Consider the following 26,642-nt stretch of genomic DNA (forward strand, 5'->3'; position numbering starts at 1 on the left):
GCGTTCGGACACACGCGCTCCGGGGCGCCCGGCGCTCCGGTCGCGGACACACGAGGGTCAGGGCGCGAACGGTCCCGGGCGGGGACGGTCCGGAGCACGCGGCCCCCGGTGTGAAAGGGCGCCGGACACGGCGACGGCGGCCCACCCGCGGGTGGGCCGCCGTCGCCGTGTGCGCGAACGCGGGGTCAGTCGCCGGAGGCGCCGTCCTGGCGCTGGTCGATCATGCCCTCCATCAGGTCGATCTCCTTGAGCTGGGAGTCGGCCATTCCCTGGGCGAAGTTGGTGACCAGGTCCTCCTGTCCCAGCTCCACCTCCGCCTCGGCCATCTCGACGCCGCCCTGGTGGTGGGCGATCATCAGCTCCAGGAAGAGGAGTTCGGCCTCCTCGCCCGTGGCCTCCTCCAGGGAGACCATCTCCTCCGAGGAGGCCAGTCCCGGCATCGTGTCGGGGACCTCGCCGCCCTCGCCGCCGTGGTCGTGGCCCTCCATCCATGCCATCGGCTCCTGCACGCCGCGCGCGTTGAGGTCCCAGGCCATCAGCCACCCCTGCATGATCCCGATCTGGGCCTGCTGGGTGCGGGCGATGTCGGTGGCCACCGTGCGCAGCTCGGGGTCCTCGGTCCTCTCCAGGATGAGCATCGACATGTCCACGGCCTGGGCGTGGTGCGCGCTCATGTCGCGCAGGAACCCGGCGTCGGCGCCGGTGTCCAGCGGGTAGGACGGGCGTCCCAGCAGGTAGCCCCCGCCCAGGGCCAGTACGACGAGGATCACAGCGGTCCACGTCGGTACCGAGCGCCAGGAGACCCGTGACGGGGTCTCCTCGTCCGCCGCCCCGTCCTCCCACGGGGGTCCGTCGTCGTCCGGGACATCGCCGACGTGGTCGGCGGTCCCGGCCGCGGGACCGTTTTTCTGTTCCATAGGAACCATCCTGGTCGAATCGCCCAACTCTGGTGCCAAAGTAGAGGATAGGTAAGTCCCTAATGTCACCATCCATCCCAGGAGACCCAGTGGCCAAGAAGAAGACGGCGGAGGAGCGTCGCCGCCGCGCCGCCGAGCTGAAGGCGCAACGCCTCAAAGAGGAACGCCGCCGCAAAATCCTTACCACCACCGGTATCACGACCGCTGTGGTCCTGGTCGTGGGTCTGATCGGTTTCCTCGTCTTCATGGAGTTCCGCAGCCGCACGATCTCGGGGGTGGAGGAGTACGAGGTCGGCTCCTACGTCCACGTGGACACCGGACAGCGCGTCAACTACGAGCAGAACCCGCCCGTGGGCGGCGACCACTGGAACGCCTGGCAGAACTGCGGCGTCTACACCGAGCCGGTGACCCACGAGTTCGCGGTGCACTCCCTGGAGCACGGCGCGGTGTGGATCAACTACCGGCCCGACCTGCCCGAGGACCAGGTCCAGGCGCTGACCGACATGTACAGCTCCGGCGACTACCTGGTGATCAGCCCCTACGCGGGTGAGCTGGACGCGCCGATCGTCGCCTCCAGCTGGGGGCGCCAGATCACCGCCGAGAGCGCCGGCGACGAGAACCTCCAGCGCTTCGTGCGGCTCTACGAGCGCGGCACCGACGTTCCCGAGCCGGGCGCCGCCTGCTCCGGTGGTGTGGCCGAGAACGCCGAGGAGGTCGACGCCATGCTCGGCAGCGGCGCCGGCGTGGACGCCGAGACCATGGAGGGCCCCGAGGGCGGAGACGCCGGAGCCGAGGAGGGCACTGAGGAGGGCGCCGGGGACGAGGCGTCCGACGCCCCCTCCGAGGCCGCCGAGGACGAGCCGTCCGCGGAGGAGTCGGCCGGGGCGGAGAACTGACGGGACCTTCCACCGTCACCGTGACCCCGTGATGACCGGCGTGGGGCCGTCAGCGTCCGCTGGCGGCCCCACGCGCGCGTCGTACACAGGCCGCAAGAGCCTCTGGTGGGCGCGAGCCGCGCGGGCTTAGCGTGGTAAAGGGGGAGGCCGCGCCTCCGCCCGCTTCGGCGTGCCCGCCCGCCGAACCCCGGCACAGGGACGGCACCCGGGCGCCGGAGTGCCCCCTCAGCGCGGACACGGTCCTCGCCAGCGCGGGTGTGGTCCCCGTCAGCGCGGGCGCCGTGTCACAGCTCCCCTTCGGCAAGCGCGGGGACGTGTTCGACGATCAGGTCGCTGACCGTGGACAGCGCGGCGGCGGGGGCGCCGTGGGCGGCCGGGACCGACAGCTCCACGTAGGCCTCGTGGCCGATCGCCGTGTACATGGTGGGGGCGTCCTCCGGCTGCGGCAGCCACGGAACACCGTTGACCTCCTGAAGGTAGGAGGTGCTGGTCAGCGTCACCGGGCGCTCCACCCCGCACCGCAGTCCGATGGGCGGGTCGCCCCAGGCGGCCGTGAGCTCCGAGTCGGGCCGAACCTGTGCCCGCTCCGCTCCCAGCAGGGTGTCGGGGAGCGCCGCGACGAGGTCGGCGCAGACCCCGGCGGTCGCCGCGTCCGGCTCGGGCGGCTGCATCCGCACGGTCTGCGCGCCGCATCCCGTCGCCACCAGGGCCAGGGCCGCGACCACACCGGCGTACGCGAACCGACTCAGCACAGCAGACCCCGCTCCGGACGACGTGATGCGTCAGATGTTGACGATGGGACAGGTGAGAGTCCGGGCGATGCCGTCCAACCGCTGGATCCGGGCCACCACGAGGGTGCCCAGCGAATCGATGTCTTCGGCACCGGCCTGGACGATGACATCGTAGGGCCCGGTCACGTCGTGGGCCTTCTCGACCCCCTCGATGCCCCGGATGCGCCCCGCCACCTCGGCTGCCTGACCGACCTCGGTCTGGATCAGGATGTATGCCTGCACCATGAGTACTCCTTCGTGTCGCCGGTCGGAGCGGCGAGCGGTTCACGGCCGAGCCAGGGTGCGGCCGATGACGGACGGATGACAAGCGTGGGTCCGGACCACCGCGCCGGAGCGTCACCGTACCCTGATCCCTGTGCGGAACACCATTGGGGGTCTTGGTGAGTTCGCTCTGATCGCACGCGTGACGAGCCAATTCCCCACCACGGACGATGTAATCCTCGGACCAGGGGACGACGCGGCCGTCGTCGCGTCCCCCGACGGCCGGACGGTCGCGACCACCGACCTGCTGGTCGAGGGCCGCCACTTCCGGCGCGAGTGGTCCACCGCCCGTGACGTGGGGCACCGGGCCGTCGCGCAGAACTTCGCCGACGTCGCCGCCATGGGCGCCCGCCCCACCGGCCTGCTCATCGGCTTCGCCGCGCCCGCCGACCTCCCGGTGTCCTGGGCGGAGGAGTTCACCGCCGGGGTCCGCGACGAGTGCGCGGTCGCGGGCGGCGCCGTCGTGGGCGGGGACATGGTCGGCTCGGACACCCTCACCATCGCGGTCACCGCGCTCGGCGACCTCCAGGGGCGGGCGCCGGTCCGCCGCGACGGCGCCCGCCCCGGTGACGTGGTCGCCTACACCGGCCACCTGGGGTTGTCGGCCGCGGGGCTCGCCCTGCTGGAGAAGGGGATCGACGGCCCGGCCGAGTGCCTGTCCGAGCACCGCAGGCCCAGCCCGCCCTACGCCCTCGGGGCGGAGGCGGCCCGGCTCGGTGCCACGGCCATGCTCGACGTCAGCGACGGTCTCGCCCAGGACCTCGGACACGTCTGCCGGGCCAGCGGGGTGCGCATCGACCTGGAGGGGGAGGCGCTGCGCCCCGAGCCCGCGCTCGTCGAGGCGGTCCGCGTCCTGGGAGCCGGAGCCGACACGGCCGAGCGGGCCGCGCGCGACCTGATGGTCGCAGGGGGAGAGGACCACGCCCTCGCCGCCGTGTTCCCGCCGCACACCGTTCTGCCCGACCACTGGACCAGAGTGGGAACCGTTGCGCGAACAACAGGTGAAACCGCGGCGGAAAACACAATTCCGGTCACTGTCGACGGGCGGGTTCCACCTCGCGGAGGATGGGATCATTTCCGGCGCTGAGGCGCCCGATGGGATTTGTCCTGTTTAACTCTCACGCTAGGCTTTGCCAACGCGGCCTTTCCGGGCGCGGTGCCCGCTCCGTGGGACGCCGCGGCCCCAGGAGGCCCCCGGAGCGACCGGCGGGCGGAGCAGGAAGCCACGGCTTCGCCGGTGTCCCCGCGCCGGACGGGGCGGGCACGGCGGAGGGCGACGAGGGAGGGACCGGGAACCGGAGCTCTCGGTGGAGGGCGCTGGCAACGTCGAGGGGCGGTTTATGGGGCGGCATGGCTGGCGGAACGGCAACCGCCGGGGTGTGCACCGCAGCGAGCCGGAGGACGTCGGCGTGCTGCGGCGTCTCGGCGGCCTCATCGAGAGCACGGTCCCCAAACGCGTCGAACCCCCGCGGCTGCTCAACGTGCTCGTCGTCTCCGGCGTGATCCTCGGCCTGCTCCTGTTCGGGTACAGCACCACCCAGATCTACCTCCAGTTCGGCGGCACCCCCGGCGCGACCGAGGCCCCCGGAACCCGGGACGGGGTCCAGCCCACGCACGACGCCTCGCCCGGGACCGACACCGAGGAGCCCGCTGCCGAGGGCGGGGGGACGCAGGGGCCGCAGACCCAGGCGGGTTCGGAGCCGACCACGGTCGTCTACCGCGTCACGGACTCCACGGCGGCCGGTTTCAGCGGCCACGTCACCGTCACCAACACCTCTCGGTCCAGCCTGGACGGCTGGGAGCTGGCCCTGGCCTTCGACTCCGCCGAGGTCACGCACGTCAACGGCGCGGACTGGGCGAGGATCGAGGACGGCATCCTGGCCCGCCGGCCCGCCGACCAGGGCAGCCTGGAGCCCGGCGACTCGGTGGCGCTCACCTTCGAGGCGACCGGCGTGCCGCAGAGCCCGATCCGCTGCTCCCTCAACGGGCACGTCTGCGAACTGTGAACGGGGAATCGGGTCGTCTCCGGGTCCGCCGGGGTCCGCCGGGGCGGGTACCGGCCGCCGAAAGGCCCCTGACAAAGGGCGAAGGCCTCCGACCGAGAGGGTCAGAGGCCTTCATGGAAGGTCCGGAGGGCTGGGAACCCTAGCGGGTCACCTTGCCGGCCTTGATGCACGAGGTGCAGGCGTTCACGCGCTTGGGCGTGCCGCCCACACGGGTGCGGACGGTCTGGATGTTGGGGTTCCAGCGGCGGCGGGTGCGACGGTGCGAGTGGGAAACACTGTTACCGAACCCTGGTCCCTTGCCGCAGACGTCGCAGACAGAAGCCACGGTAACTCCATTCAAGCGCTCGGGATCGCGCACGTCGCCGCACGCGAAGGTTCATCCGACCGGGAGAGGTCGGGCGGACTGGTCGGCGGTGACGCCAACCGTGGAAGGTTACACGAAGGACATGGCCAGGCGCGCGGCGCGGGCCGACGACCGGTGTCCGTACGCGTGATGGCGGGCCGCACCGTGGTCGAGAACGACCCGGGCGAGCGCCGGGAGCATCGAATACGCCACGCGGGCATGGCGGGAACGCGATGAACTTCCACGAGTATATCCCGGTTGGGAGGGGCGGGAACCGCGGGCGGGGAACCGCCGCCGGAATCCGGGGCGCCCGACCTCCCGGGAGGTGCCCGCACAGCGTTGGGGCGCCCGCCGGAACCGGGGCGCCCGCCCTCCCGTGGGACGCCCTCCAGGACCGATGATCCCGCTGTAACCCGGGGTCCCCCGGGCCGGAGGCACGGGCCGCCCCGCGCCCGAGGGCCGACCGCGGCGGCGGGAGGGCGCGCGGACGTCGCACCGGAGGACTACCGTGGCGGTGACCGGCGATCCGAGACGGGAAGCACACGTGAGCACCTGGGACGAACCGCTGAGCAGGGGGCCCCTCAGGGGCAAGACGGCCAAGGCCCTCGCCGAGAAGCTCGACCTGCACACCCTCGGCGACCTGCTGCGCTACTACCCGCGCCGGTACGACCGGCGCGGCGACCTGACCGACCTCGCGGCACTGCGCGAGGGCGAGGAGGTCACCGTGCAGGCCCGCGTCCTGGACGCCAAGCGGCGCACGGTGCCCGCGCGGCAGGGGCGGCGCCGCATGGACATGATGGAGGCCACCGTCACCGACGGCACCGGGCGCCTGCACCTGACCTTCTTCAACCGGGGCTCCTACCACCAGGGCGCCCTCGTGCCCGGGCGCCTGGCGATGTTCTCCGGCCGGGTCTCCACCTTCAAGGGCCGCCGCCAGCTCGACCACCCCCAGTACGAACTCCTCGACGAGGACGGCCACGAGGGCGAACGGGCCCGGGCCTACGCCGAGGAGCTCATCCCCGTCTACCCGGCGGTCAAGGGCCTGGACTCCACCACCATCGCCCGCACCGTCGACATCGTCCTCGCCGACGTGGACAGCCTGCCCGACCCGCTGCCGCCCGAACTGCGCGAACGGCGCGGACTCCTCGGCGTCGCCGACGCCCTGCGCCGCGTCCACCGGCCCGCGGAGTGGTCCGACGTCGGCGCCGCCCGCCGCCGGTTGAAGTGGGACGAGGCCTTCGTCCTGCAACTCGCGCTCGCCCAGCGGCGCCACCGCGCGGAGGACCTGCCCGCCAAGCCCCGGCCCGGCGCGGTCGACGGACTCCTGGACGCCTTCGACGCCCAACTGCCGTTCACACTCACCGAGGGCCAGCGGGAGGTGGGCGAACGCCTCGCCGAGCGGCTCGACGCCGCCCACCCCATGCACTGCCTGCTCCAGGGCGACGTCGGTGCGGGCAAGACCCTGGTGGCGCTGCGGGCCATGCTCCGGGTCGTGGACTCCGGCGGCCAGGCCGTCATGCTCGCGCCCACCGAGGTCCTGGCCCAGCAGCACCACCGGTCCATCAGCGCCATGCTCGGCGCGCTCGGCCGCGCAGGGCAGATCGACGGCGCGGAGAACGCCACCCGGGTGGCCCTGCTCACCGGCTCCATGAACGCCGCCTCCCGCCGGGAGGCCCTGCTCGACGCGGCGTCCGGCGCCGCGGGGATCGTCGTGGGCACCCACGCCCTGCTCCAGGAGCACGTGTCCTTCGCCGACCTGGGGCTGGTGGTGGTCGACGAGCAGCACCGGTTCGGCGTGGAGCAGCGCGACGCCCTGCGGGAGAAGGCCGTGGACGGGCGCCCCCACGTGCTGGTCATGACGGCCACGCCCATCCCGCGCACCGTCGCGATGACCGTCTACGGCGACCTCGACGTGGTCGCCCTCACCCAGTTGCCCACCGGCCGCGCGCCCGTGTCCACGCACGTGGTGCCCGCGAGCGAGAAGCCGCACTTCCTGGCCAGGGTCTGGGAGCGCATCCGGGAGGAGGCGGGCGGCGGGCACCAGGCCTTCGTGGTCTGCCCGCGGATCGGCGACGACGCCAAGGAGGAGGCGGAGGAGGAGGTCGGCGCGGGCGACGGCGAGGAGGCCGCGGGCGCCAGGCCGCCCCTGGCCGTGCTCGACGTGGCGGCGCGGCTGCGGGAGGGGCCGCTCTCCGAACTGCGCGTGGAGGTCCTGCACGGCCGGATGGCGCCCGACGACAAGGACGCGGTGATGCGCCGGTTCTCGGCCGGGGACACCGACGCCGTCGTCTCCACCACCGTCATCGAGGTGGGCGTGGACGTGCCCAACGCCACAGTGATGGTCATCATGGACGCGGACCGCTTCGGCGTCTCGCAACTGCACCAGCTGCGCGGCCGGGTCGGCCGGGGCCAGTTGCCGGGGCTGTGCCTGCTGGTCACCGACGCCGAGGAGGGCTCCCCGGCGCGTGAGCGGCTGGCCGCGGTGGCCGCGACCACCGACGGCTTCGAACTCTCCCGGGTGGACCTGGAGATGCGCCGCGAGGGCGACGTGCTTGGCGACTCGCAGTCCGGCGCCCGGTCCAGCCTGCGCATGCTCACCCTGCTCAAGGACGAGGAGCTCATCGGGGACGCGCGCGAGGAGGCGACGGCCTACGTGGCGGCCGATCCCGCGCTGACCGGGCACCCGCCGCTGGCCCGGGCGCTGGAGACGCTGCTGCCCGAGGAGCGGGCGGAGTACCTGGACAAGGCCTGAACGACCGGGGCGCCCCGCCCGGCCGCGCTCAGGAGCGGAGGGCGGGCTCCCGGTGGCGCGCCCGGTCGTCCACGGGCCGCGGCGTCGTCCACAGGCCGTGGTTGGACCTGGTGCCGCCCGCGCGCCGGGGCCTAACGTGGAAAGCGGGGGGTCCCCGGGCCGCCAGTCTCGTGCTGCCCGCGTACCGGGGCGCCCGCGCACCCCGGCCGCTACCGTGGGGGCATGACCCGCATCATCGCCGGTACGGCCGGTGGACGGCGCATCTCCGTCCCCGAGGGCCGTAACACCCGCCCCACCAGCGACCGGGCCCGCGAGGCGCTGTTCTCCTCCGTCCAGTCCGACCTCGGCTCCCTCGACGGCGTCCGGGTGATGGACCTGTACGCGGGCTCGGGGGCCATCGGTCTGGAGGCGCTGTCCCGGGGCGCCGCGCACGCGCTGCTGGTGGAGGCCGACCGCCGGGCGGCCCAGGTGCTGCGGGGCAACATCCAGACGCTCGGGCTCCCCGGGGCGCGACTGGTCGCCGACCGCGTGGAGCGGGTGGTCGGCGCGGACAACACCGGCGACCCCTACGACCTCGTCGTCGCCGACCCGCCCTACGCCGTCACCGACGCCGAGGTCGCCGGGGTGCTGGCCGACCTGGTCGGCCGCGGCTGGCTGGCCGAGGACGCCGTGGTCGTCGTCGAACGCTCCAAGCGCGGTGCCGAACCCTCCTGGCCCGAGGGCCTGGAGCGCGACCGCAGCCGGGGGTACGGGGAGGCGGTCCTCTGGTACGCCCACCCGTCGCCCGCCACCACCCTCACCTGACGCCTGCGGCGCGGTACTTCCGTGCCCGTCGCCCGCCACCACCCTCACCTGACGCCTGCGGCGCGGTACTTCCGTGCCCGTCGCCCACCCCGCGCGCCTCGTCCCCGGCCCCGGCGCGCCTCCCCGGCGACGGCGGGGAACGGGGTTAGAACACGGCCAGGAGGAGGCCGCCGGTTCGGGAGGGGAGGCCCGCTTCGGACGTCATGGCAGGCGGTGCGCGTAAAGAGCGCACACGTCCCGACCACGGACGGAGACGTCCGCTAAACGGGTGTTGCCCGAATCCGCGCGGGGGCCAAGCCCTACCATCGCGGTACCCGAACGTCGTTCGTTGCTGAAAGGGGCGATCCACCGTGCGCCGTGTCGTCTGCCCGGGTTCCTTCGACCCGGTGACCTACGGTCATATCGACATCATCGGCCGGGCGGCCAAACAGTACGACGAGGTCGTCGCCGCCGTGCTCAACAACGTCAACAAGCGCGGCCTGTTCACGGTCCCGGAGAAGCTCGACATGCTCCGGGAGGGCACCGCCGAGTTCGACAACGTCCGGGTCAGCGAGTTCGACGGCCTCCTCGTCGACTTCTGCCGGGAGAACGGCATCGAGACCATCGTCCGCAGCCTGCGCTCGGTCAGCGACTTCGACTACGAGCTCCAGATCGCCCAGATGAACTACCAGCTCTCCGGCGTGGAGACGGTGTTCATGACGGCGAACCCGCAGTACTCCTTCCTGTCCTCCAGCCTCGTGCGCGAGATCGCCCAGCACCGCGGGGACGTCTCCAGCCTGGTCACCCCCTACGTCCAGGAGCGCCTGCGCGAGAAGTACGCGCAAAGAAGGTCCGAGGGCCTCTGAACCGGGCCCCGGGGGTTCGGCCCCGCCGCCCGTCCCGCCACCGGGCCGGGGCTGATTTGGGCGGCAGGGTACATGCTGGGTAGAATCTCGGTTTGACCATGGGTACCGTCGGTTCTCGGCGTGCCCCGACACCGGCCGCGCCCGTCGCACGCTACGCCTCCCGCACGTGCCGGTGCTGCGCCCGCAATCCTCATGAAAGCCCGATGACCCTGTCTCGCCTAGATCCTCGTGACCCGTTCGTGGTCGACACCCGCCAGCTGGGCCGCCAGCCGGGGTCGATGCGGACCGTCAACCGCATCGTCACCGTCCCCGAGGCGTTCGCCACGGCGATGGCGGCCGTGCCCGAGGGCAGCGAGGTCGAGCTGGACCTGCGCCTGGAGGCGGTGATGGAGGGAGTCCTCGTCACCGGCACCGTCCGCGGTCAGCTCACCGCGGAGTGCTCGCGCTGCCTGGACCCGATCTCGGACGGCGTCGAGGCCGGATTCCAGGAGCTGTACCGCTACTCCGCCGACGACGACGCGGTGGCGGGAACGGACGAGGACGCGGACGACGAGGATGAGGACTACTATCTGGAGGGCGATCTCCTCGACCTCGGACCAGTGGTCCGAGACGCCGTCGTGCTCGCGCTCCCGCTCACACCGTTGTGCGGTCCGGACTGCCCCGGCCTGTGCTCCGAGTGCGGTGCCAAACTCGCCGAGGCCGGGCCCGACCACGGCCACGGCGACAACATCGATCCGCGCTGGGAGGCGCTCCGCGACATCGCGGACGACCCCGGCGAACGATGAGCTCGTGCACCGATCGCGGACGGCCGCCCCCGGGCGAGCCCCCGCCGACCGGGGCACACCTTCCCCGCCACAGTGCGCGGGGTGACCGAGAGAAGCGACCTCCCGCGACCGCGCGGGGGTGACCCAGGAGGATTGAAGTGGCCGTCCCGAAGCGGAAGATGTCGCGGAGCAACACCCGGACCCGCCGTTCCCAGTGGAAGGCGTCGCGCCCCGTGCTGGTCAACTGCCCGCGCTGCCGCGACCCCAAGCAGCCCCACATCGCGTGCCCGACCTGCGGCACCTACAACAACCGCCAGGTCACCAACCCGGCCTAGGCGCGCCGTGGATCACATCGTTGGTCCTGCGCACCGCAGCCGAACGCGTCCGGCGGATGACGGGTCCCGGGTCCTCGCACCCGGTTCCCCAGCCATCTCGGGGCGGATCCCGCACAGGGGTCCGCCCCGAAGTGCTGTCACCGGTCGACGGGCGGAGCGTCCGTGCCCGCGCACGTGCTGAGTCACGTGCCCGTGCCCGTGCCGCCCCGCGTGCGCGGCGGGTGCCCGCGCCGGTGCGGGCGGTGTCCGCGCGGATTCGGCCCCCTGCCCTCGTACTCCTTGAGCGCCGCCGTACGCGGGTTTGTAGAGTGATCCCAAGGAACAAAGCGTGATACACGACGAGCACCGGCGCGCGGGAGCGTGCGCGCGCCGCACGGCGGTCCGGGCTCTCCCGGGTTCCCGAGTTCGTGGTGGTTGCCGGGGGAGCGGAGCCTCCCGCGACGGTCACCTCGTTTTCGAGCACCCTGACGGAGCCGCGGGGGCCGCACCCGACTCCAGCCGTCCGCGCGCCGCAGCCCGGCGCGTACGAACAGGGAAGTGAACGAGTGGCCAACCAACTCCCCGTCTCCGAAGCCAAGGCGTTCCACCAGGCCATCGGGGTCGAAGTCGATCCGAAGATCCTGCTCAGGGCGCTGACCCACCGCTCCTACGCCTACGAGAAGGGCGGCCTGCCCACCAACGAGCGCCTGGAGTTCCTCGGGGACTCCGTGCTCGGCCTGGTGGTCACCGACACCCTCTTCCGCAAGCACCCCGACCTGCCCGAGGGGCAGCTGGCCAAGCTGCGCGCCGCCGTGGTCAACATGCGCGCCCTCGCCGACGTCGCCCGGGGGCTGGGCGTCGGCGCCTACATCCGGCTCGGCCGCGGTGAGGAGGGGACCGGGGGCCGCGACAAGTCCTCCATCCTCGCCGACACCCTGGAGGCCGTCATCGGCGCCGTCTACCTGGACCGCGGCCTGGACGTGGCCTCGGAGTTCGTGCACCGCCTCTTCGACCCGCTCATCGCCACCGCCTCCGGGCTGGGCGCGGGCCTGGACTGGAAGACCTCCCTCCAGGAGCTGACCGCGGCCGAGATGCTGGGCGTCCCCGAGTACCACGTGGACGAGAGCGGGCCCGACCACCAGAAGACCTTCCGCGCGACGGTCCGCGTCGCGGGGGAGAGCTACGGTCTGGGCGAGGGGCGCAGCAAGAAGGAGGCCGAGCAGCAGGCCGCCGAGTCCGCGTGGAAGGCCATCAAGGCCCGCTCCGAGGCCGCCGCCGACACGGCGGGCGCGGCCGGTGCCGTCCCCGGCGACGGGCAGGGGTGAGGCGGCCGTGCCGGAACTCCCCGAGGTCGAGGTCGTCCGGCGAGGCCTGGCCGAACACGCCCTGGGCCGCACCGTCGGCGCCGTCGAGGTCCTGCACCCCCGCGCGGTGCGCCGCTACCTGCCCGGTCCCGCCGACTTCGCCGCCCGCCTGTCGGGCCGCGTGCCCACCGCCGCGCGGCGCCGCGGCAAGTACCTGTGGCTCGTCCTGGACAGCGGCGAGATGCTCCTCACCCACCTGGGCATGAGCGGGCAGATGCTGGTCCAGCCCGAGGGCAAGCCCGACGAGAGGCACCTGCGGGTGCGCCTGCCCCTGTCGGACGGCACCGAGCTGCGCTTCGTCGACCAGCGCACCTTCGGCCACCTGATGGTGGACGTGCCCGGGGCGCGCGAGGACGTGCCCTCGTCGGTGGACCACATCGCCCTGGACCCGCTGGACCCCGACTTCGTCGCCGAGGACTTCGTGCGGGCGCTGCGGGCCCGGCGCACCGAGGTCAAGCGGGCCCTGCTGGACCAGTCGCTGATCAGCGGGGTGGGCAACATCTACGCCGACGAGGCGCTGTGGCGGTCCCGGCTGCACTGGGCGCGCTCCACGCGGGGGCTGTCCGACGCCGAGGCGGTGGAGCTGCTGGGTCACGTGGGACAGGTGATGAACGAGGCACTGGAGGTGGGCGGCACCACCTTCGACGGCCTCTACGTCAACGTCAACGGTGAGAGCGGCTACTTCGAGCGCGGGCTCAACGCCTACGGCCGCCGCGACCGCCCGTGCGGGCGGTGCGGCTCCCTGATCGTGCGCGAGGCGTTCATGAACCGCTCCTCCTACAGCTGTCCGACCTGCCAGAGGGCGCCCGGCGGCCGGAAATAAGGCCCCTTTGGCGTGTCGGCAAGCAAAGTATGTCTGCCAGGTAAGTAAGGAGTCGGTCCGTGGGGGACGAGGTCGAGGCCGTCCGGGTGACCGCGTGGGTACGCGGGCACGTGCAGGGCGTGGGTTTCCGCTGGTGGACGCGGTCCAAGGCCCTGGAACTGGGCCTGGTCGGGGCGGCGACGAACCTCCGGGACGGCCGCGTCGAGGTGGTCGCGGAGGGCTCCGGGGACGCGTGCGAGCGGCTTCTTGGCCATCTCCGGGGCGGTGCAACACCCGGTCGTGTGGACTCCGTGGTCGAACGTTGGTCCTCGTCTGGGGGGACGTTCACCGGATTCGACGAACGGTGAGTATGCTTGTGGGGTAACGCGATTCGAGCACACCGCGCGACCGCGGCGGTCCCCAGGGGCTCGCGGCAGGGTCTCGCGGGGTGTGAGGCGACCATCGTGCGGCCGGTCCGCGCGTTCGGGCCGGACCCGGGGTAGCCGTGTTCGGATCGTGCGCTGCCACCTGCCCGGGATACCTGTCCGGGGCGTGGCCGTTACGGACTGTCGTAATCCAATCTTGACCAGCGGCGCGCACAGTGAGACTCTGGAAGACACATCGCGCAGATCTTCCACCCGGGCCGGACCACCATCGGTCGGCTTTCCACGGGACATCACGTGCGCGGATCATCACTGGTCACTCAGTGTGGAGGACCCACATCATGGCGAAGGCTCTGTTTGGCCACGTCGGCGTCTCCGACCCTCGGATGGTCTCGGAGGTGCGGCGGCTCCAGAACCGGGTACGCGACCTCGAGGACGAGATCAGCCGTCTCCAGGCACAGAACGACCAGCTCAGCATGGCCGTCACCGATGCCGCCTCCGGCGCGACCGACCGCGAGCCGGCGCTCGCCTGACCTGACGCCGTCGACGTTTCGGGCGCAGCCAGAGCTGCTCTTTCCGATGTGGTCGACCCACTGACGGGGACGCCGAACACACGAGTCAGGCGTCCCTGGCCGGGACCGTCGACGGACCGGGTCCGCTGTCCTCAGTCCGCTTCGCCGCAGACTTTCCTTTCCCTTGCGGCTCTTTTTACCGTTGTACCCGGCGGACCCTTCCGCAACCCTCCGTGTCCGCCGGACATCCCCCTCCTTTCCGCCCGGGCGCGGGTTCCGAGGCCGGGCGCTCGGGGACACCAGCCAGAACCCCGCCCTCCGGTCACCGCTTCGTGGCACCCTTAGGTGGTCGCGCTGTGTATCAACGGTGACCGTCGTGGGAGGTGTGGGTGTACCTGAAGAATCTGACGCTGCGCGGCTTCAAGTCGTTCGCGTCGGCCACCACCTTGCGTTTCGAGCCCGGGATCACCTGTGTGGTCGGTCCCAACGGCTCGGGCAAGTCCAACGTGGTGGACGCCCTGTCCTGGGTGATGGGGGAGCAGGGGGCCAAGTCCCTGCGCGGCGGCAAGATGGAGGACGTCATCTTCGCGGGCACCTCCACCCGCCAGGCGCTGGGCCGCGCCGAGGTCAGCCTCACCATCGACAACACCGACGGTGCGCTGCCCATCGACTACACCGAGGTCACCATCCGGCGGACCATGTTCCGCAACGGCGGCTCGGAGTACGCCATCAACGGCGACACCTGCCGCCTCCTGGACATCCAGGACCTGCTCAGCGACTCCGGCATCGGCCGTGAGATGCACGTCATCGTCGGCCAGGGGCAGCTGGACACCGTCCTGCACGCCGGTCCCGAGGAGCGCCGCGCCCTCATCGAGGAGGCCGCGGGCATCCTCAAGCACCGCAAGCGCAAAGAGAAGGCGATCCGCAAGCTCAACGCGATGCAGGGCAACCTGGACCGGGTCACCGACCTCACCGCGGAGCTGCGCCGCCAGCTCAAGCCCCTGGGCCGCCAGGCGGAGCTGGCCCGCAGGGCCGCCGTCATCCAGGCCGACCTGCGCGACGCCCGCCTGCGCCTGCTCGCCGACGACATCGTCACGCTCACCGGTCAGCTGGCCAAGGAGGAGGCGGACGAGAAGGAGGTCCTCGCCCGCCGCGGTGCCGCCGAGGCCGCCCTCGCCCAGACCCAGGAGCGCGAGACCGAGCTGGAGGCGCAGGCAGCCGAGGCCGCGCCCGCCCTGGCCCGCGCCCTGGAGACCTACCACGCGCTGTCGCGCCTGACCGAGCGCCTGGACGCCGTGCGCGGCCTGGCCAACGAGCGCCACCGCAACCTGGCCTCCGTCTCCGACGAGCCCGTCCACCGCCGCGACCCCGAGGAACTGGAGATGGAGGCCGAGGAGGCCGCCGCCCAGGAGGAGGAGCTGCTCACCCGGCTGGAGGAGGCCCGCGAGGCCCTGGAGGCCACCGTCACCGAGCGCTCCGCCGCCGAGGACGCCCTGCACCGCGAGGAGAAGCGGCTGGAGGCCGCCAACCGCGCCTCCGCCGAGCGCAGGGAGGGCCTCGTGCGGCTGTCCGCGCGGGTGGAGAGCCTGCGCGGCCGACTCGCCTCGAACGGGGACGAGATCACCCGGCTGGAGGAGTCCGCCCGTCAGGCCGCCGAACGCGCGGAGCGTGCCCAGACCGAGTACGAGATGGCCGCCGAGGAGGCCGCCGGTCTCGACGAGGGCGACGCCGAACTCGACGCCGCCCAGGAGGAGGCGGCCCGCCGCCTGTCCGAGGCCGACGCCGGGATCAACCGGCTGCGCGACGCCGAGCGCACCGCCGAGGGGGAGCGGGCCGCGCTCGCCGCCCGTAAGGAGGCCCTGGAGCTGGGGCTGGCGCACAAGGACGGCGCCGGCACCCTACTGGGCGCCGACCTGCCGGGGATGCTCGGCAGCCTCGCGGCCCTCGTCCAGGTCGAGTCCGGCCAGGAGACCGCCGTGGCCGCGGCCTTCGGCACGGCCGCCGGAGCGGTCGCGGTCAGCGACCCCGACACCGCCGTGGCCGCGCTCGACCTGCTCCGGTCCGAGGACGCGGGCCGCGCCGGGATCGTCATCGCCCGGGCCGTCCCCTCGGTGCCCCGGGGGGAGTGGCCCGCGCTGCCCTCCGGGGTCCGCTACGCCCTCGACGCCGTGGTGGCCCCCGAACACCTGGCCGGAGCGGTCACCGCCCTGCTGGACCGCACCGCGCTGGCGGCCGACGCCGGCGCCGCCCGCGACCTGGTCCGCAAGGCCCCCGGCGTGCGCGCCGTCACCCCCGAGGGGGACGTGTTCTCCGCCGCGCTGGTGCACGGCGGTTCGGCCGCCGCGCCGAGCCTGCTGGAGGTCCAGGCGGCCGTGGACGAGGCGGCCGGGAGGCTGGAGACGGCCACCGAGGCCGCCGGGCGGATAGCCGCCGAACTGGAGGAGCGCAGGCGCGAGCGCGCCGACCTGGCCGCCGAGGTCGAGGAGCTGACCGCGCGCCGCCGCCAGGGCGACCGCAGGCGCAACGAGTCCGCGCAGCGGCTGGGCAAGCTGGGCGGGCAGGCCCGTTCCGCCGAGGCCGAGTCCGAGCGGTACGCGGCCGCCGCCGCCAAGGCCGCCGCCGCGCGCGGCGAGGAGGCCGCCAAGCTGGAGCGGCTGGAGGAGGAGCTGGCCGAGGCCGAGGAGGTGGCCGCCTCCATCGAGGAGGACGCGCCGGACCCCGAGACCCGTGACGAGCTCGCCGCCCAGGCCTCGCGGGCCCGCGCCACGGAGATGGAGCGCCGCCTGTCGGTGCGCACCGCCGAGGAGCGCGCCCGCTCGATCGAGGGCCGCGCCGAGCAGCTGCGCGCCCAGGCCTTCGAGGAGCGCCGCGCCATGGAGCGCGCCGCCGAGCGCCGTCGCACCCGCGCCGCGCAGGCCACCATCGCCGAGGCCGCCGCCGAGGGCGCCCGCCTGGCCCTGGAGCGGATCGCGGTGTCCCTGGCCGCGGCCGAGGCCGAGCGCACCGCCGCCGAGGCGGACAAGGAGGCGCGCGACGCCGAGCTGCGGACCGTGCGCGCCCGCGTCCGCGAGCTGTCCGTCGACCTGGAGAAGCTGACCAGCTCGGCGCACAGCGGCGAGGTGGCCCGGGCCGAGCGCCGCCTGCGCCTGGAGCAGCTGGAGGTCAGGGCGAGCGAGGAGATGGGCGTGGACGTGCCCACACTCGTCGCCGAGTACGGGCCGAACGTGCCCGTGCCCCCTCCGGGCGACGCCGAGGAGGACGCGGTCCCGCTGCCGTACGTGCGCGAGGTGCAGGCCAAGCGGGCCAAGGCCGCCGAGCGCCAGCTCAACCAGCTGGGCAAGATCAACCCGCTCGCGCTGGAGGAGTTCGCGGCGCTGGAGGAGCGGCACGCCTTCCTCAACGCCCAGCTGGAGGACCTCAAGAAGACCCGCCGGGACCTGATGGACATCGTCCAGGAGGTCGACGCCCGGGTGCAGGAGGTGTTCTCCTCCGCCTACCTGGACGTGGAGCGGGAGTTCGCGGCGATCTTCGGGCGGCTCTTCCCCGGGGGCGAGGGACGGCTGCTGCTCACCTCGCCCGAGGACATGCTGACCACCGGCGTGGAGGTGGAGGCCCGTCCGCCCGGCAAGAAGGTCAAGCGCCTGTCGCTGCTCTCCGGCGGCGAGCGCTCCCTGACCGCGGTGGCCTTCCTGGCCGCGATCTTCAAGGCCCGGCCGTCCCCGTTCTACGTGATGGACGAGGTCGAGGCGGCCCTGGACGACACCAACCTCCAGCGCCTGCTGGTGATCTTCGAGGAGCTGCGGGCCGCCTCGCAGCTGATCGTGATCACCCACCAGAAGCGCACCATGGAGGCGGCCGACGCGCTGTACGGCGTGACGATGCAGGGTGACGGCATCTCCCAGGTGATCAGCCAGAAGCTGGAGCGCCCCGCCTGACGCACGGCCGGGGCCGCCCTCCCGGAGGGGAGAGCGGCCCCGTGCCCTCTTCGGGCCTCCGCTTCGCTTCGGCCCCAGCCGATGGGGGTCGGTCCGGGCGCCCGCGGGGTTCCCGCATCGAAGGGCGCCCGAACACGGACCGAAGCGGAGCGGAGGTCCTCGGGGGTACTACTCTCCGCGGTCGATGGTGATGACCGGGGAGGTCCAGGTCTCCCAGTGGTCGGGGTTGTCCGGGTCGCCGAGCGCCTTGAGCGCGCGGGCCTCCAGACGGTACCGGCCGTCCCGGACCGGGGTGATCCGGTCGTGGCGGTCCAGGACCGTGCCGTCCCACGCGTAGCTGAAGAACGACGTCCCGGTCGCGCTGCGGTTCACGTGGTCCACCGACACCCCGACGTTGCGGTCCGGGTGCACGGGGCGCCCGGTGCGCTCGTCGACGACGGTCATCTCCAGCAGCGTGACGTGGTGGTCGAAGTGCGCGATGACGTACGGGACGTCGGGCAGCCCGTCGACCCACTCCAGGGTGTAGGCGGCTCCGTCGGGCTGGTTCTCGAACGTGCCGCCGCCCTCGCCCACGCACTCCAGGCCGGAGAACGCGCCGCACTCGGTGATCTTGGTCAGCCACGGCAGTTCGAGCACGTTGCCGCTGCCGTCGGTGATCGGGGTCATCGCCTCGATCTGCTGGTAGTCGCCGTTGTAGGCGGCGTAGGGGACGCGGTAGGTCTCGCCGCCGGTCTCGGCCACGGAGACGTAGCCGCCGTAGATCATCTGCGCGAAGTCCTGGGCGGGCGGGGCGAAGGTCACCTGCACCTCGGCCGTTCCGCCCGGGGCGACGGTCACCTCGTCCCGGTCGAAGGCCACCTGGGCGGAGGCGTCGTTGTAACCGGGGGTGAAGGTGTTGCCGTGGGTGCCCAGGGCGCTCTCGTGGTCCAGGGTGTAGGTGGCCTCCTCGTCACCGTCGTTGGCGATGGTGATCGTCTCGGTCACCTCGCCCTCGGTGGCGCCCAGGGACAGCTTGCCCGGGGTCACGGCGGTGGTGGCCAGCACGGCGCCGGGCACGTCCATCATGCCCGCGCCCTGACGGTGGACGTTGTCGGTGTAGCCCGCGTCGGGGTCGCCCCACCAGGCCTTGGGGTCGGCGCTGTTCTGGAGGACGTCGCGCACCTCGTGCGCGCCGAGGTCGGGGCGGGCCTCCAGCAGCAGCGCGACGCCGCCCGCCACGTGCGGCGAGGACATCGAGGTGCCGCTGATGGTGGCGTAGCCGCCCTTGGCCATGGGGTAGGTGGAGTTGATCAGGCCGCCGGGCGCGCCGATGTCCGGCTTCAGGGCCAGGTCGGGGGACAGGCCGAAGGAGCTGAAGGAGCTGATCAGCCCGCCGGTCGGGTTGGGGATGGTGGTGCTCTCACCGGTCCAGGACAGGGTGACGGGCTCGTCGCCCTCCAGGAGTTCCAGCAGGTGGGCACCGGAGGTGTCGGAGATCCCGATGGAGAACGCGCCCTGGTCGACGATGCCGCTGCCCGCGAACATGCCGGGGACGTTGTTGTACATCACCACGCCGGTGGCGCCCGCGGCCAGGGCCGCGTCGTACTTCTCGGCGAAGGTGCACGCGCCGCGCACCATCAGGGCTGTTCTGCCCTCGGGGTCGGCCTCCAGCTCGTCGCCCAGGGACGGGCAGCCCCGTCCGACGTGGACGAGTTCGTCGGTCTCGCCCGAGGTGGGCGGCGGGGACGCCTCGCCCATCTCCATGTAGGCCAGGGTCTCGCCGCTGGGGTTGGCGGTCGCCGACGCGGACCGGATGTGGGTGTTGTCGTAGGAGGCGACGCCGATCACGTCCTCGCCCAGGCCGGGGGCACCCGCGGAGTACAGGCCGGTGTCGCCCTCGTTGCCGATGGAGGCGACCACGACCATGCCCTCGTCGACGAGGTTGTCGGAGGCGACCGCGGTGGGGTACTGCGGCCAGGAGTGCGCCGAGCCGATGCTCATGTTGAGCACGTCCATGTCGTCGGCCAGGGCCCGCTCCATGGCGGCGATCATGATGTCGGAGGTGGTGGAGCCCCCGCAGCCGAACACCTTGTAGGCGCCGAAGTCCACGCCGGGCGCCACACCGGTGACCTCGCCCCGGGCGCCGACGATCCCGGCCACGTGGGTGCCGTGGCCGTGGCAGTCCTGGGGGTCGTCGTCGGGGGCGGGCACGGTGGTGGGGTCGCCCGCGTTGAAGTCGTCTCCGACGAAGTCGTACCCGGTGACCACCCGGTCGTTCGGGAAGCCGCCGCCGCCCAGGTCGGGATGGGTGTAGTCGACTCCGGTGTCCATGACGGCCACGCGCAGTCCCTCGCCGGTGAGGCCGAGTTCGTTCTGGGCGATGTCGGCCCCGGTCATCGGCAGCGCGGTGTCCAGGTCGGGGACGTCGGCGTCGCCCTCGGGGACCTCGTAGGTGACGACGGGGTAGATGGCGCTGACACCGGGGATCTCCCGTGCCGTGCCCACCTGTGCGTCGTCCATCTCCACGGAGAAGCCGTTCCAGAGGTCGCCGAACGAGTGCCGTTCGGTGTACTCCAGGCCCGTCTCCTCGGCCTCGGCGCGGAACGCCTCGTGCTCGTTCTCGACCTGTGCCGAGGAGGTGCCGGCGGTGGTCGGGGGGCTCTCCAGTTCGATGAACCACAGGCCGTCCGCCTGGTGGGTCAGTTCGCCGTTCTCGGCGGAGGGGGCGGGGTGCAGGGGGGCGAGCTCGGAGGCGTCGTCGGCGCTGGCCGGTGCGGCCGCGACCAGGCCCGCGACGAGTGTCAACCCGGCGAGCGACGCCAGGCGCGTGCGGTGGGGTACCACCTTTTCAACACATCCCTTCTCGGTGCGCGCCTCAGGACACCGGGGGAGCGGGGGTACCCCACTGGGTACGACTGTGGTGCTCAGGGGGATACGCCGCTTAATGTCCGTCATCGGTTAATCGGCGCGCATAGCAACGAGATCATTGCCGTGCGCCATGAAAGTGTCAATGCTCACCAAGGCTCAATCTGGACACACGGGGGCCTGAACCACCCCTCTGCTTTGCAGACATAATCAAAACGGTCATTCTTCTCTTTTTTCGCGAAAGCAATAAAAGATGCGAAAGGGGATGGCTCGTCCCCGCGCGGCGACCTCCCGGCCTCCCCGCCGCGAAGGAGCGCGGCCCCGCCGGAGAAAGCGCAGGCCAGAGTAGCCGCCGGGGTGCCCGCGGGGGTGCGCGGCGGGCCGAGTACGCTGGAGGTTCCGGGCCGCCCACGGGCGGCCCGACCGGTGTCGACGGAGCGAAGTCCGGTGGCGCGGCCACAACCGGCCGTCCAACCCGGCGCTGTCCCGCAACTGTGAGGCCCCCTCGGGGGACGAGCCAGGTCGCCTCCCCGACACCGACGTCCCCGTCCTCGTGGGAAGGACAGGCCGCCTCCGTCGGGACCGCGCAGCTCCTTCCCCCCGCCCGACAAGGAGCACCGTGCGGACCGCACGCCACCTTTCCCCCGTCCTTCTCGGCGCCGTGCTCGCCCTGACCGCCTGCGGTGCACAGGACGGCGGCGAGCCCGGGGCCGAGCCCGCCACCGGGGCCGCCTCCGCCCCCTGCGGGCCCCCGGAGCCCGACCCCGAGCGCCTGCCCGTGGGCGACGGCACCTTCCCCGTCACCGTCACCGACGCCACCGGCGAGGTCACCGTCGAGGAGGCCCCCGAGCGGATCGTCTCCCTGTCGGCCAGCCACACCGAGATGCTCTTCGCCATCGGCGCGGGCGACCGGGTCGAGGCCGCCGACGAGTACTCCGACTACCCGGAGGAGGCCCCCACCACCTCGCTGAGCGGCTTCGAGCCCAGCGTGGAGGCCATCACCGAGTACGACCCCGACCTGGTCCTGCTCGCCCGCAGCGCCGAGGCGACCGCCGACCAGCTGGAGGACGTCGGCGTCCCGTCGCTGGTCCTGGACGCCGCCCAGGACCTGGAGGACACCTACGCCCAGATCCGCATGCTCGGCGACGTCACCGGCCACACCGAGGAGGCCGACGCCGAGGCCACCCGGGTCGAGGACGAGTTCAACGCGATCGTCGAGGGCGTGTGCGAGGAGACCGGCGACGCCGGCCTGTCCTTCTACCAGGAGCTCGACGAGACCTCCTACTCCGCCACCTCCGACACCTTCGTCGGCCAGGTCTACGCGTCCTTCGGACTGGTCAACATCGCCGACGAGGCCGACGCCGACGGGGCCGCGGGCGGCTACCCGCAGCTGTCCCAGGAGTACGTCGTGGAGCAGAACCCGGACCTGGTCTTCCTGTCCTACGGGGACGAGTCGACGGTCGCCGACGTGGCCGGTCGCCCGGCCTTCGACACCGTCACCGCGGTGCAGAACGACGCCGTCTACCTGCTCGACGCCGACATCGCCTCCCGCTGGGGGCCGCGCGTGGTCGAGTTCGCCGAGCTGGTCGGCCGGGCCGTCACCGAGAACGCGGCGGACTGACGTGCGGGGCGGTGTCGGCCTCCCGCTGGGGTGGGTCGCGGGCGGACTGGCCGTGCTGTTCGCGGCGGCCCTGCTCGGCGTCTCCGCCGGAGCGGCCTCCCTCTCCTCGGCCGACATCGCCCGGCACCTGCTCAGCCTCCTGCCGTTCGGTACGCCATCCCCCCTCACCGAACGGGAGGCGGCCGTCCTGGTGGAGCTGCGCCTGCCGCGCGTGGTGATGGGCGCGCTCGTCGGCGCCCTCCTGGCCACCGCGGGCGGCGCCTACCAGGGCGTGTTCCGCAACCCGCTGGCCGACCCCTACCTCCTCGGCGCCGCCGCCGGGGCCGGGCTCGGCGCGACGACGGTCATCGTCTTCGGCGCGCAGTTCAGCGACTCCCCGCGCGCCCTGGTCCCGGTCGCCGCGTTCGCGGGCGCCCTGCTCGGCGTGGCCGCCGCCTACCTGCTCGGGTCCACCGCGGGCGGGGGCGGCACCGCCGCGCTCGTCCTGGCGGGCGTGGCCGTCTCCTCGTTCCTGTCCGCCGCCCAGACCCTCGTCCAGCAGATGGGAGTGGACGAACTCCAGCGCATCTTCGCCTGGCTGCTCGGCGGACTCGGCAGGGGCGGCTGGGACGACGTGCGGCTGGTCGCCCCGTACGCGGTGGTCGGGCTGGTCGTCCTGCTGGCCAGCGGCTACCTGCTGGACATGCTCGCCCTGGGCGACGACAAGGCGGTCAGCCTGGGACTGAACCCGGCCGCCGTGCGCATCGTGGTGATCAGCGCCGCGTCCCTGGCCACGGCCGCCGCGGTGTCGGTGAGCGGCCTGATCGGCTTCGTGGGGATCGTCGTCCCGCACGTCGTGCGCCGCCTGGTGGGCTCCAACTACCGGGCGATCCTGCCGGTCACCGTGCTCCTCGGCGGCGCCTTCCTGGTCCTGGTGGACATCGTCGCCCGGACCCTCATCGCCCCCGCGGAACTGCCCATCGGCGTGGTCACCGCCTTCCTCGGCGCGCCCTTCTTCGTGCTCATCCTGCGCACCACGCGCCACCGCGGCACCTGAGTTCCCGCTGCCACCGGTGGTTCCGGAGCGCCCGGGAAGGGGAGGGGGCCACCGGTACCCGCTTCGTTCCCGGCGCGCCACCCGGCCGTGACGCGAACGCGTCGCACACTCTGGAACACTGGAAGGTGCTATGGACATCACCTTGCTCGTCGCCATCATCATCGCCGTCGTGCTCCTGGCCGCCGGTGGGTTCTTCCTGGTCACGACCCGGCGCTCGGTCGAACCGGGCAAGGACGAGACCGAACCCGAACCCACCGGCGGCGCCGCCGGGGCCACCGCAGTGGAGGACCGGGAACGGGACTCGGGGACCGTCAGCACGCCCCCCGCCCAGGCGCCCCCGCCCGTGCGGGAGACCGTCGAACCCGCCCCGCCGGAGCTGGAGACCCCGCCGCCCTCGGCCGGGCGCATGGTCCGCCTGCGCGCGCGCCTGGCCCGTTCGCAGAACGCCTTCGGCAAGGGCCTGCTCAACCTCCTGTCCTCCGACTCCCTGGACGAGGACACCTGGGAGGAGATCGAGGACACCCTCATCACCGCCGACATCGGCGTGACCTCCGCCGCGCAGATCGTGGAGAACCTGCGCACCCGCGTCAAGGTCCTGGGCACCCGCGGCACGGAGGAGGTGCGGACGCTGCTGCGCGAGGAACTGCTCGCCCAGATCACCACCGAGGCCGACCGCGCCGTGCACACCGGCCCGCACGGCGGACGCCCGGGCGTGGTCATGGTGGTCGGGGTCAACGGCACCGGCAAGACCACCACCACCGGCAAGCTGGCCCGCGTCCTGGTCGGCGACGGCCGCAGCGTCGTGCTCGGCGCCGCCGACACCTTCCGCGCCGCCGCCACCGAGCAGCTGGAGACCTGGGGCAACCGCGTGGGCGCCCCGGTCGTGCGCAAGGAGGAGGGCGCCGACCCCGCCAGCGTGGCCTTCGACGCCGTGGCGCGGGGCGTGGAGGAGGGCGCCGACACCGTCATCATCGACACCGCCGGACGCCTGCACACCAAGACCGGGCTCATGGACGAGCTGGGCAAGGTCAAGCGGGTCGTGGAGAAGAAGTCCCAGGTGGACGAGGTCCTGCTCGTCCTGGACGCCACCACCGGGCAGAACGGCCTGCGCCAGGCCCGGGTGTTCGGCGAGGTCGTCAACGTCACCGGCATCGCCCTGACCAAGCTCGACGGCACCGCCAAGGGCGGCATCATCGTGCAGGTCCAGCGCGAGCTGGGCGTGCCGGTCAAGCTCGTCGGGCTCGGCGAGGGCCCCGACGACCTGGCCCCCTTCGACCCCGAGGTCTTCGTGGACGCGATCCTGTCCACGGAGTGACGGGGGACCCGACGACGCACGGCCGGACATCCGCAAGGGTGTCCGGCCTTTTCGTACCCGGCTTCCCGGTGTCCGCTCCTCCCGCGACCGGCCCTCCGGCGGTCGGAACGCGGATGTGATGCACGACACGTGGTGGAAATCCCGGCGCAACACGGGGGCGCCGGTACCTGACCGCGTGCGCGCCGATCCCGTGAGATGTCACCTTTCGCGACCGTGGAATCGCTCTCCGGTGGTGTGACAGGGGTCGCTCTGTGCCGGTGCACGTGCGTTCGCGCGGACTGCGGCTTCGGTTCATGACGCCTTAACACTGCCGTCTGTCCTTTTACCGGCGCGCAACACACCGGGTCCTGGCGAGAAACACCCCGGTCCGACAGTTGCCTGCGTGGTGTTCTGCATCGGGCCCGATGATGCGCTCGCTGACCGCCGCCCTCACAGACACAATCCCCCGTCCGTCCTATGGAGGCGACGCAATGATTGACTCCGGCAACACGGCGTGGCTGCTGATCAGCGCAGCCCTCGTGATGCTCATGACCCCGGGCCTGGCCTTCTTCTACGGAGGCATGTCACGGGCCAAGAGCGTCCTCAACATGATGCTGATGAGCTTCGCGAGCATCGCGGTCGTGAGCGTGCTCTGGGTCGTCATCGGCCACTCGCTCACCTACTCCGACGGGCCCGGGGCGCTCGACACCTTCATCGGCGGCCTGGACTACGTCGGCCTGTCCAACCTGATCGGTGAGATCGAGCCTGCGGCCGAGGACGGCACCGGCGGCTACCCGCTGCTGGTCGACGCCGGGTTCCAGATGATGTTCGCGGTCATCACCGTGGCCCTCATCAGCGGCGCCATCGCCGACCGCGCCAAGTTCGGCGCCTGGCTGCTGTTCGTCCCGGTCTGGGCGCTCCTGGTCTACTTCCCCGTCGCCCACTGGGTCTGGGGCGAGGGCTGGATCGAGCAGCTGGAGATCGGCGGCTACACGGTCATCGACTTCGCGGGCGGCACCGCGGTGCACATCAACGCCGGCGCCGCCGCACTGGCCCTGACCTTCGTCCTGGGCCGCCGCAAGGGCTTCGGCTCGGAGTCGATGCGCCCCCACAACCTGCCGTTCGTCCTGCTGGGCACCGCGCTCCTGTGGTTCGGCTGGTTCGGCTTCAACGCGGGCTCGGCCTACGCCGCCGACGGCACCGCCGCCCTGGCCCTGGTCAACACCCAGGTCGCCACCGCCGCCGCCACCGGCGCCTGGATGCTCGTCGAGCGCTTCCGCTACGGCAAGGTCAGTGCGCTGGGCTTCGCCTCCGGCGCCGTCGCGGGCCTGGTCGCCATCACCCCGGCCGCCGCCAACGTCACGCCGCTCGGCGCCATCGCCGTCGGCCTGCTCTCCGGTGCGGTCTGCGCCTACGCCATCAGCTGGAAGTTCAAGTTCAAGTACGACGACGCGCTCGACGTGGTGGGCATCCACATGGTCGGCGGCATCGTCGGCTCCCTGATCCTCGGCCTCGTCGCCGCGGGTGTGGCGGGCGGCTCCGACGGCCTGCTCTACGGCGGCGGCATCGGCCTGCTGGCCGTCCAGGCCATCGCCGTGATCGGCGTCATGCTCTACTCCTTCGCCGTCACCTGGGTCATCGCCAAGGTCATCCACCTCGTCATCGGGTTCCGCATCCCCGAGGAGGTGGAGACCAACGGGCTCGACCACGAGCTGCACGCCGAGTCCGCCTACGCCTTCGACGAACTCGACGAGCTCGAGGACGCGACGGAAGCGGTCTCCCTGCCGACGCCTCCGGGCGGGGAGACGGCCTCGCCGAAGGCCAAGGCCTAGACCTCAGCGTCGAGGCCGCGGGCCTTGCGCCACTGACCCGGCGAGGTGTCCAGGGGCTGACGGAGAGAGATCTCCGTCAGCCCCGTTCGTGTGCTCAGCCACTTTTCATGGCATATATGGGCATTTCTGGCACCGTATTGGCTGTGGCCTGTGTATCCGTTCGGTACCCTCTGAGCGGTACGGCGGTAGAGCCCGGGCGCACGGCGCCCGACCGACGGCTCCGCCACGCGGGCGGCCCCGTTCCCGGCTCCCCCCGAACAAGGGGCACGCGGCACAACCGGGAGCCGCGCATTCGCATCCCACACCAGGAACGGGTCGGGGACCGG

General features: G+C 72.5%; 22 protein-coding genes. 17 read left to right on the plus strand and 5 right to left on the minus strand.

Annotated elements, in window-relative coordinates:
- Positions 1-185: 185 nt before the first annotated feature.
- The gene (locus PV789_RS04955) at positions 186-917 is read right to left on the minus strand and encodes a DUF305 domain-containing protein (RefSeq protein WP_274976336.1); all 732 of its coding nucleotides are present in this window, start codon (positions 915-917) and stop codon (positions 186-188) included.
- 89 nt (positions 918-1,006) lie between these two features.
- Here PV789_RS04955 and PV789_RS04960 point away from each other — a divergent pair, with 89 nt between their 5' ends.
- Positions 1,007-1,813 (plus strand): thioredoxin-like domain-containing protein, encoded by an 807-nt coding sequence (locus PV789_RS04960; RefSeq protein ID WP_274976337.1) that lies wholly within the window; start codon positions 1,007-1,009, stop codon positions 1,811-1,813.
- A 284-nt stretch (positions 1,814-2,097) separates the two neighbouring features.
- Here the strand turns inward: PV789_RS04960 and PV789_RS04965 are convergent, their stop codons facing one another.
- The gene (locus PV789_RS04965; RefSeq protein WP_274976338.1) at positions 2,098-2,565 is read right to left on the minus strand and encodes a DUF3515 domain-containing protein; all 468 of its coding nucleotides are present in this window, start codon (positions 2,563-2,565) and stop codon (positions 2,098-2,100) included.
- A gap of 30 nt (positions 2,566-2,595) precedes the next feature.
- Entirely contained in the window at positions 2,596-2,829 is a 234-nt protein-coding gene (locus PV789_RS04970) for an Lrp/AsnC family transcriptional regulator (protein WP_097636772.1), read from the minus strand.
- Between the two features lie 130 nt (positions 2,830-2,959).
- Here PV789_RS04970 and PV789_RS04975 point away from each other — a divergent pair, with 130 nt between their 5' ends.
- The gene (locus PV789_RS04975; RefSeq protein WP_274976339.1) at positions 2,960-3,952 is read left to right on the plus strand and encodes a thiamine-phosphate kinase; all 993 of its coding nucleotides are present in this window, start codon (positions 2,960-2,962) and stop codon (positions 3,950-3,952) included.
- Between the two features lie 253 nt (positions 3,953-4,205).
- Positions 4,206-4,871, plus strand: a complete 666-nt coding sequence (locus PV789_RS04980; RefSeq protein WP_274976340.1) for a cellulose binding domain-containing protein — start codon at positions 4,206-4,208, stop codon at positions 4,869-4,871.
- A 139-nt stretch (positions 4,872-5,010) separates the two neighbouring features.
- On the opposite strand, the gene rpmB is transcribed toward PV789_RS04980, so the two are convergent.
- Positions 5,011-5,196 carry a 50S ribosomal protein L28 gene (rpmB, locus tag PV789_RS04985; protein WP_013151263.1) on the minus strand — a complete coding sequence of 62 codons (186 nt, stop codon included), beginning with the start codon at positions 5,194-5,196 and terminating at the stop codon, positions 5,011-5,013.
- A gap of 562 nt (positions 5,197-5,758) precedes the next feature.
- On the opposite strand from rpmB, the gene recG reads away from it, so the two are divergent.
- The 10 genes from recG to smc all read left to right on the plus strand — a co-directional run bounded on the left by recG (position 5,759) and on the right by smc (position 17,689).
- Positions 5,759-7,966, plus strand: a complete 2,208-nt coding sequence (recG, locus tag PV789_RS04990) for an ATP-dependent DNA helicase RecG (RefSeq protein ID WP_274976341.1) — start codon at positions 5,759-5,761, stop codon at positions 7,964-7,966.
- Positions 7,967-8,188: 222 nt separating this feature from the next.
- Complete coding sequence (gene rsmD / locus PV789_RS04995) at positions 8,189-8,770, plus strand: 16S rRNA (guanine(966)-N(2))-methyltransferase RsmD (protein ID WP_274976342.1); 582 nt, start codon at positions 8,189-8,191, stop codon at positions 8,768-8,770.
- 350 nt (positions 8,771-9,120) lie between these two features.
- Positions 9,121-9,615, plus strand: coding sequence for a pantetheine-phosphate adenylyltransferase (gene coaD, locus PV789_RS05000; protein ID WP_274976343.1), 495 nt, complete (start codon positions 9,121-9,123; stop codon positions 9,613-9,615).
- 203 nt (positions 9,616-9,818) lie between these two features.
- Positions 9,819-10,400, plus strand: a complete 582-nt coding sequence (locus tag PV789_RS05005) for a YceD family protein (protein WP_274976344.1) — start codon at positions 9,819-9,821, stop codon at positions 10,398-10,400.
- A gap of 137 nt (positions 10,401-10,537) precedes the next feature.
- Positions 10,538-10,714, plus strand: a complete 177-nt coding sequence (rpmF, locus tag PV789_RS05010) for a 50S ribosomal protein L32 (protein ID WP_013151268.1) — start codon at positions 10,538-10,540, stop codon at positions 10,712-10,714.
- Between the two features lie 545 nt (positions 10,715-11,259).
- Positions 11,260-12,018, plus strand: a complete 759-nt coding sequence (gene rnc, locus PV789_RS05015; protein WP_274976345.1) for a ribonuclease III — start codon at positions 11,260-11,262, stop codon at positions 12,016-12,018.
- Between the two features lie 7 nt (positions 12,019-12,025).
- Positions 12,026-12,880 (plus strand): bifunctional DNA-formamidopyrimidine glycosylase/DNA-(apurinic or apyrimidinic site) lyase, encoded by an 855-nt coding sequence (mutM, locus tag PV789_RS05020; RefSeq protein WP_274976346.1) that lies wholly within the window; start codon positions 12,026-12,028, stop codon positions 12,878-12,880.
- A gap of 59 nt (positions 12,881-12,939) precedes the next feature.
- A complete protein-coding gene (locus tag PV789_RS05025) occupies positions 12,940-13,227 on the plus strand; it encodes an acylphosphatase (RefSeq protein ID WP_274976347.1) in 288 nt (95 codons plus the stop codon).
- Between the two features lie 356 nt (positions 13,228-13,583).
- Positions 13,584-13,775: a hypothetical protein gene (locus tag PV789_RS05030; protein ID WP_019608670.1), complete on the plus strand. Its 192-nt coding sequence runs from the start codon at positions 13,584-13,586 to the stop codon at positions 13,773-13,775.
- Between the two features lie 368 nt (positions 13,776-14,143).
- Complete coding sequence (gene smc / locus PV789_RS05035) at positions 14,144-17,689, plus strand: chromosome segregation protein SMC (RefSeq protein WP_274976348.1); 3,546 nt, start codon at positions 14,144-14,146, stop codon at positions 17,687-17,689.
- Between the two features lie 168 nt (positions 17,690-17,857).
- Here the strand turns inward: smc and PV789_RS05040 are convergent, their stop codons facing one another.
- A complete protein-coding gene (locus PV789_RS05040) occupies positions 17,858-20,512 on the minus strand; it encodes a S8 family serine peptidase (protein WP_274976349.1) in 2,655 nt (884 codons plus the stop codon).
- A gap of 640 nt (positions 20,513-21,152) precedes the next feature.
- Between PV789_RS05040 and PV789_RS05045 the strand changes: the two genes are divergently transcribed.
- From PV789_RS05045 to PV789_RS05060, 4 genes are all read left to right on the plus strand, one after another.
- Entirely contained in the window at positions 21,153-22,154 is a 1,002-nt protein-coding gene (locus tag PV789_RS05045) for an ABC transporter substrate-binding protein (protein ID WP_274976350.1), read from the plus strand.
- 1 nt (position 22,155) lies between these two features.
- Positions 22,156-23,190: a FecCD family ABC transporter permease gene (locus PV789_RS05050; RefSeq protein WP_274976351.1), complete on the plus strand. Its 1,035-nt coding sequence runs from the start codon at positions 22,156-22,158 to the stop codon at positions 23,188-23,190.
- Positions 23,191-23,320: 130 nt separating this feature from the next.
- Positions 23,321-24,505 (plus strand): signal recognition particle-docking protein FtsY, encoded by a 1,185-nt coding sequence (gene ftsY / locus PV789_RS05055; protein WP_274976352.1) that lies wholly within the window; start codon positions 23,321-23,323, stop codon positions 24,503-24,505.
- A 470-nt stretch (positions 24,506-24,975) separates the two neighbouring features.
- On the plus strand, positions 24,976-26,316 hold the full coding sequence (locus PV789_RS05060; protein ID WP_274976353.1) for an ammonium transporter: 1,341 nt from the start codon (positions 24,976-24,978) through the stop codon (positions 26,314-26,316).
- Positions 26,317-26,642 lie beyond the last annotated feature (326 nt).

It is taken from the genome of Nocardiopsis camelliae (assembly GCF_028993595.1).
GTDB lineage: Bacteria > Actinomycetota > Actinomycetes > Streptosporangiales > Streptosporangiaceae > Nocardiopsis > Nocardiopsis dassonvillei.

Bases quoted from the DNA above. Each gene is read 5' to 3' on its own strand.
- PV789_RS05005 (WP_274976344.1), top strand. From the start codon at position 9,819: ATGACCCTGTCTCGCCTAGATCCTCGTGACCCGTTCGTGGTCGACACC.
- PV789_RS04955 (WP_274976336.1), bottom strand. From the start codon at position 917: ATGGAACAGAAAAACGGTCCCGCGGCCGGGACCGCCGACCACGTCGGC.
- PV789_RS04970 (WP_097636772.1), bottom strand. From the start codon at position 2,829: ATGGTGCAGGCATACATCCTGATCCAGACCGAGGTCGGTCAGGCAGCC.
- rsmD (WP_274976342.1), top strand. From the start codon at position 8,189: ATGACCCGCATCATCGCCGGTACGGCCGGTGGACGGCGCATCTCCGTC.
- PV789_RS05030 (WP_019608670.1), top strand. From the start codon at position 13,584: ATGGCGAAGGCTCTGTTTGGCCACGTCGGCGTCTCCGACCCTCGGATG.
- PV789_RS04980 (WP_274976340.1), top strand. From the start codon at position 4,206: ATGGGGCGGCATGGCTGGCGGAACGGCAACCGCCGGGGTGTGCACCGC.
- ftsY (WP_274976352.1), top strand. From the start codon at position 23,321: ATGGACATCACCTTGCTCGTCGCCATCATCATCGCCGTCGTGCTCCTG.
- PV789_RS05060 (WP_274976353.1), top strand. From the start codon at position 24,976: ATGATTGACTCCGGCAACACGGCGTGGCTGCTGATCAGCGCAGCCCTC.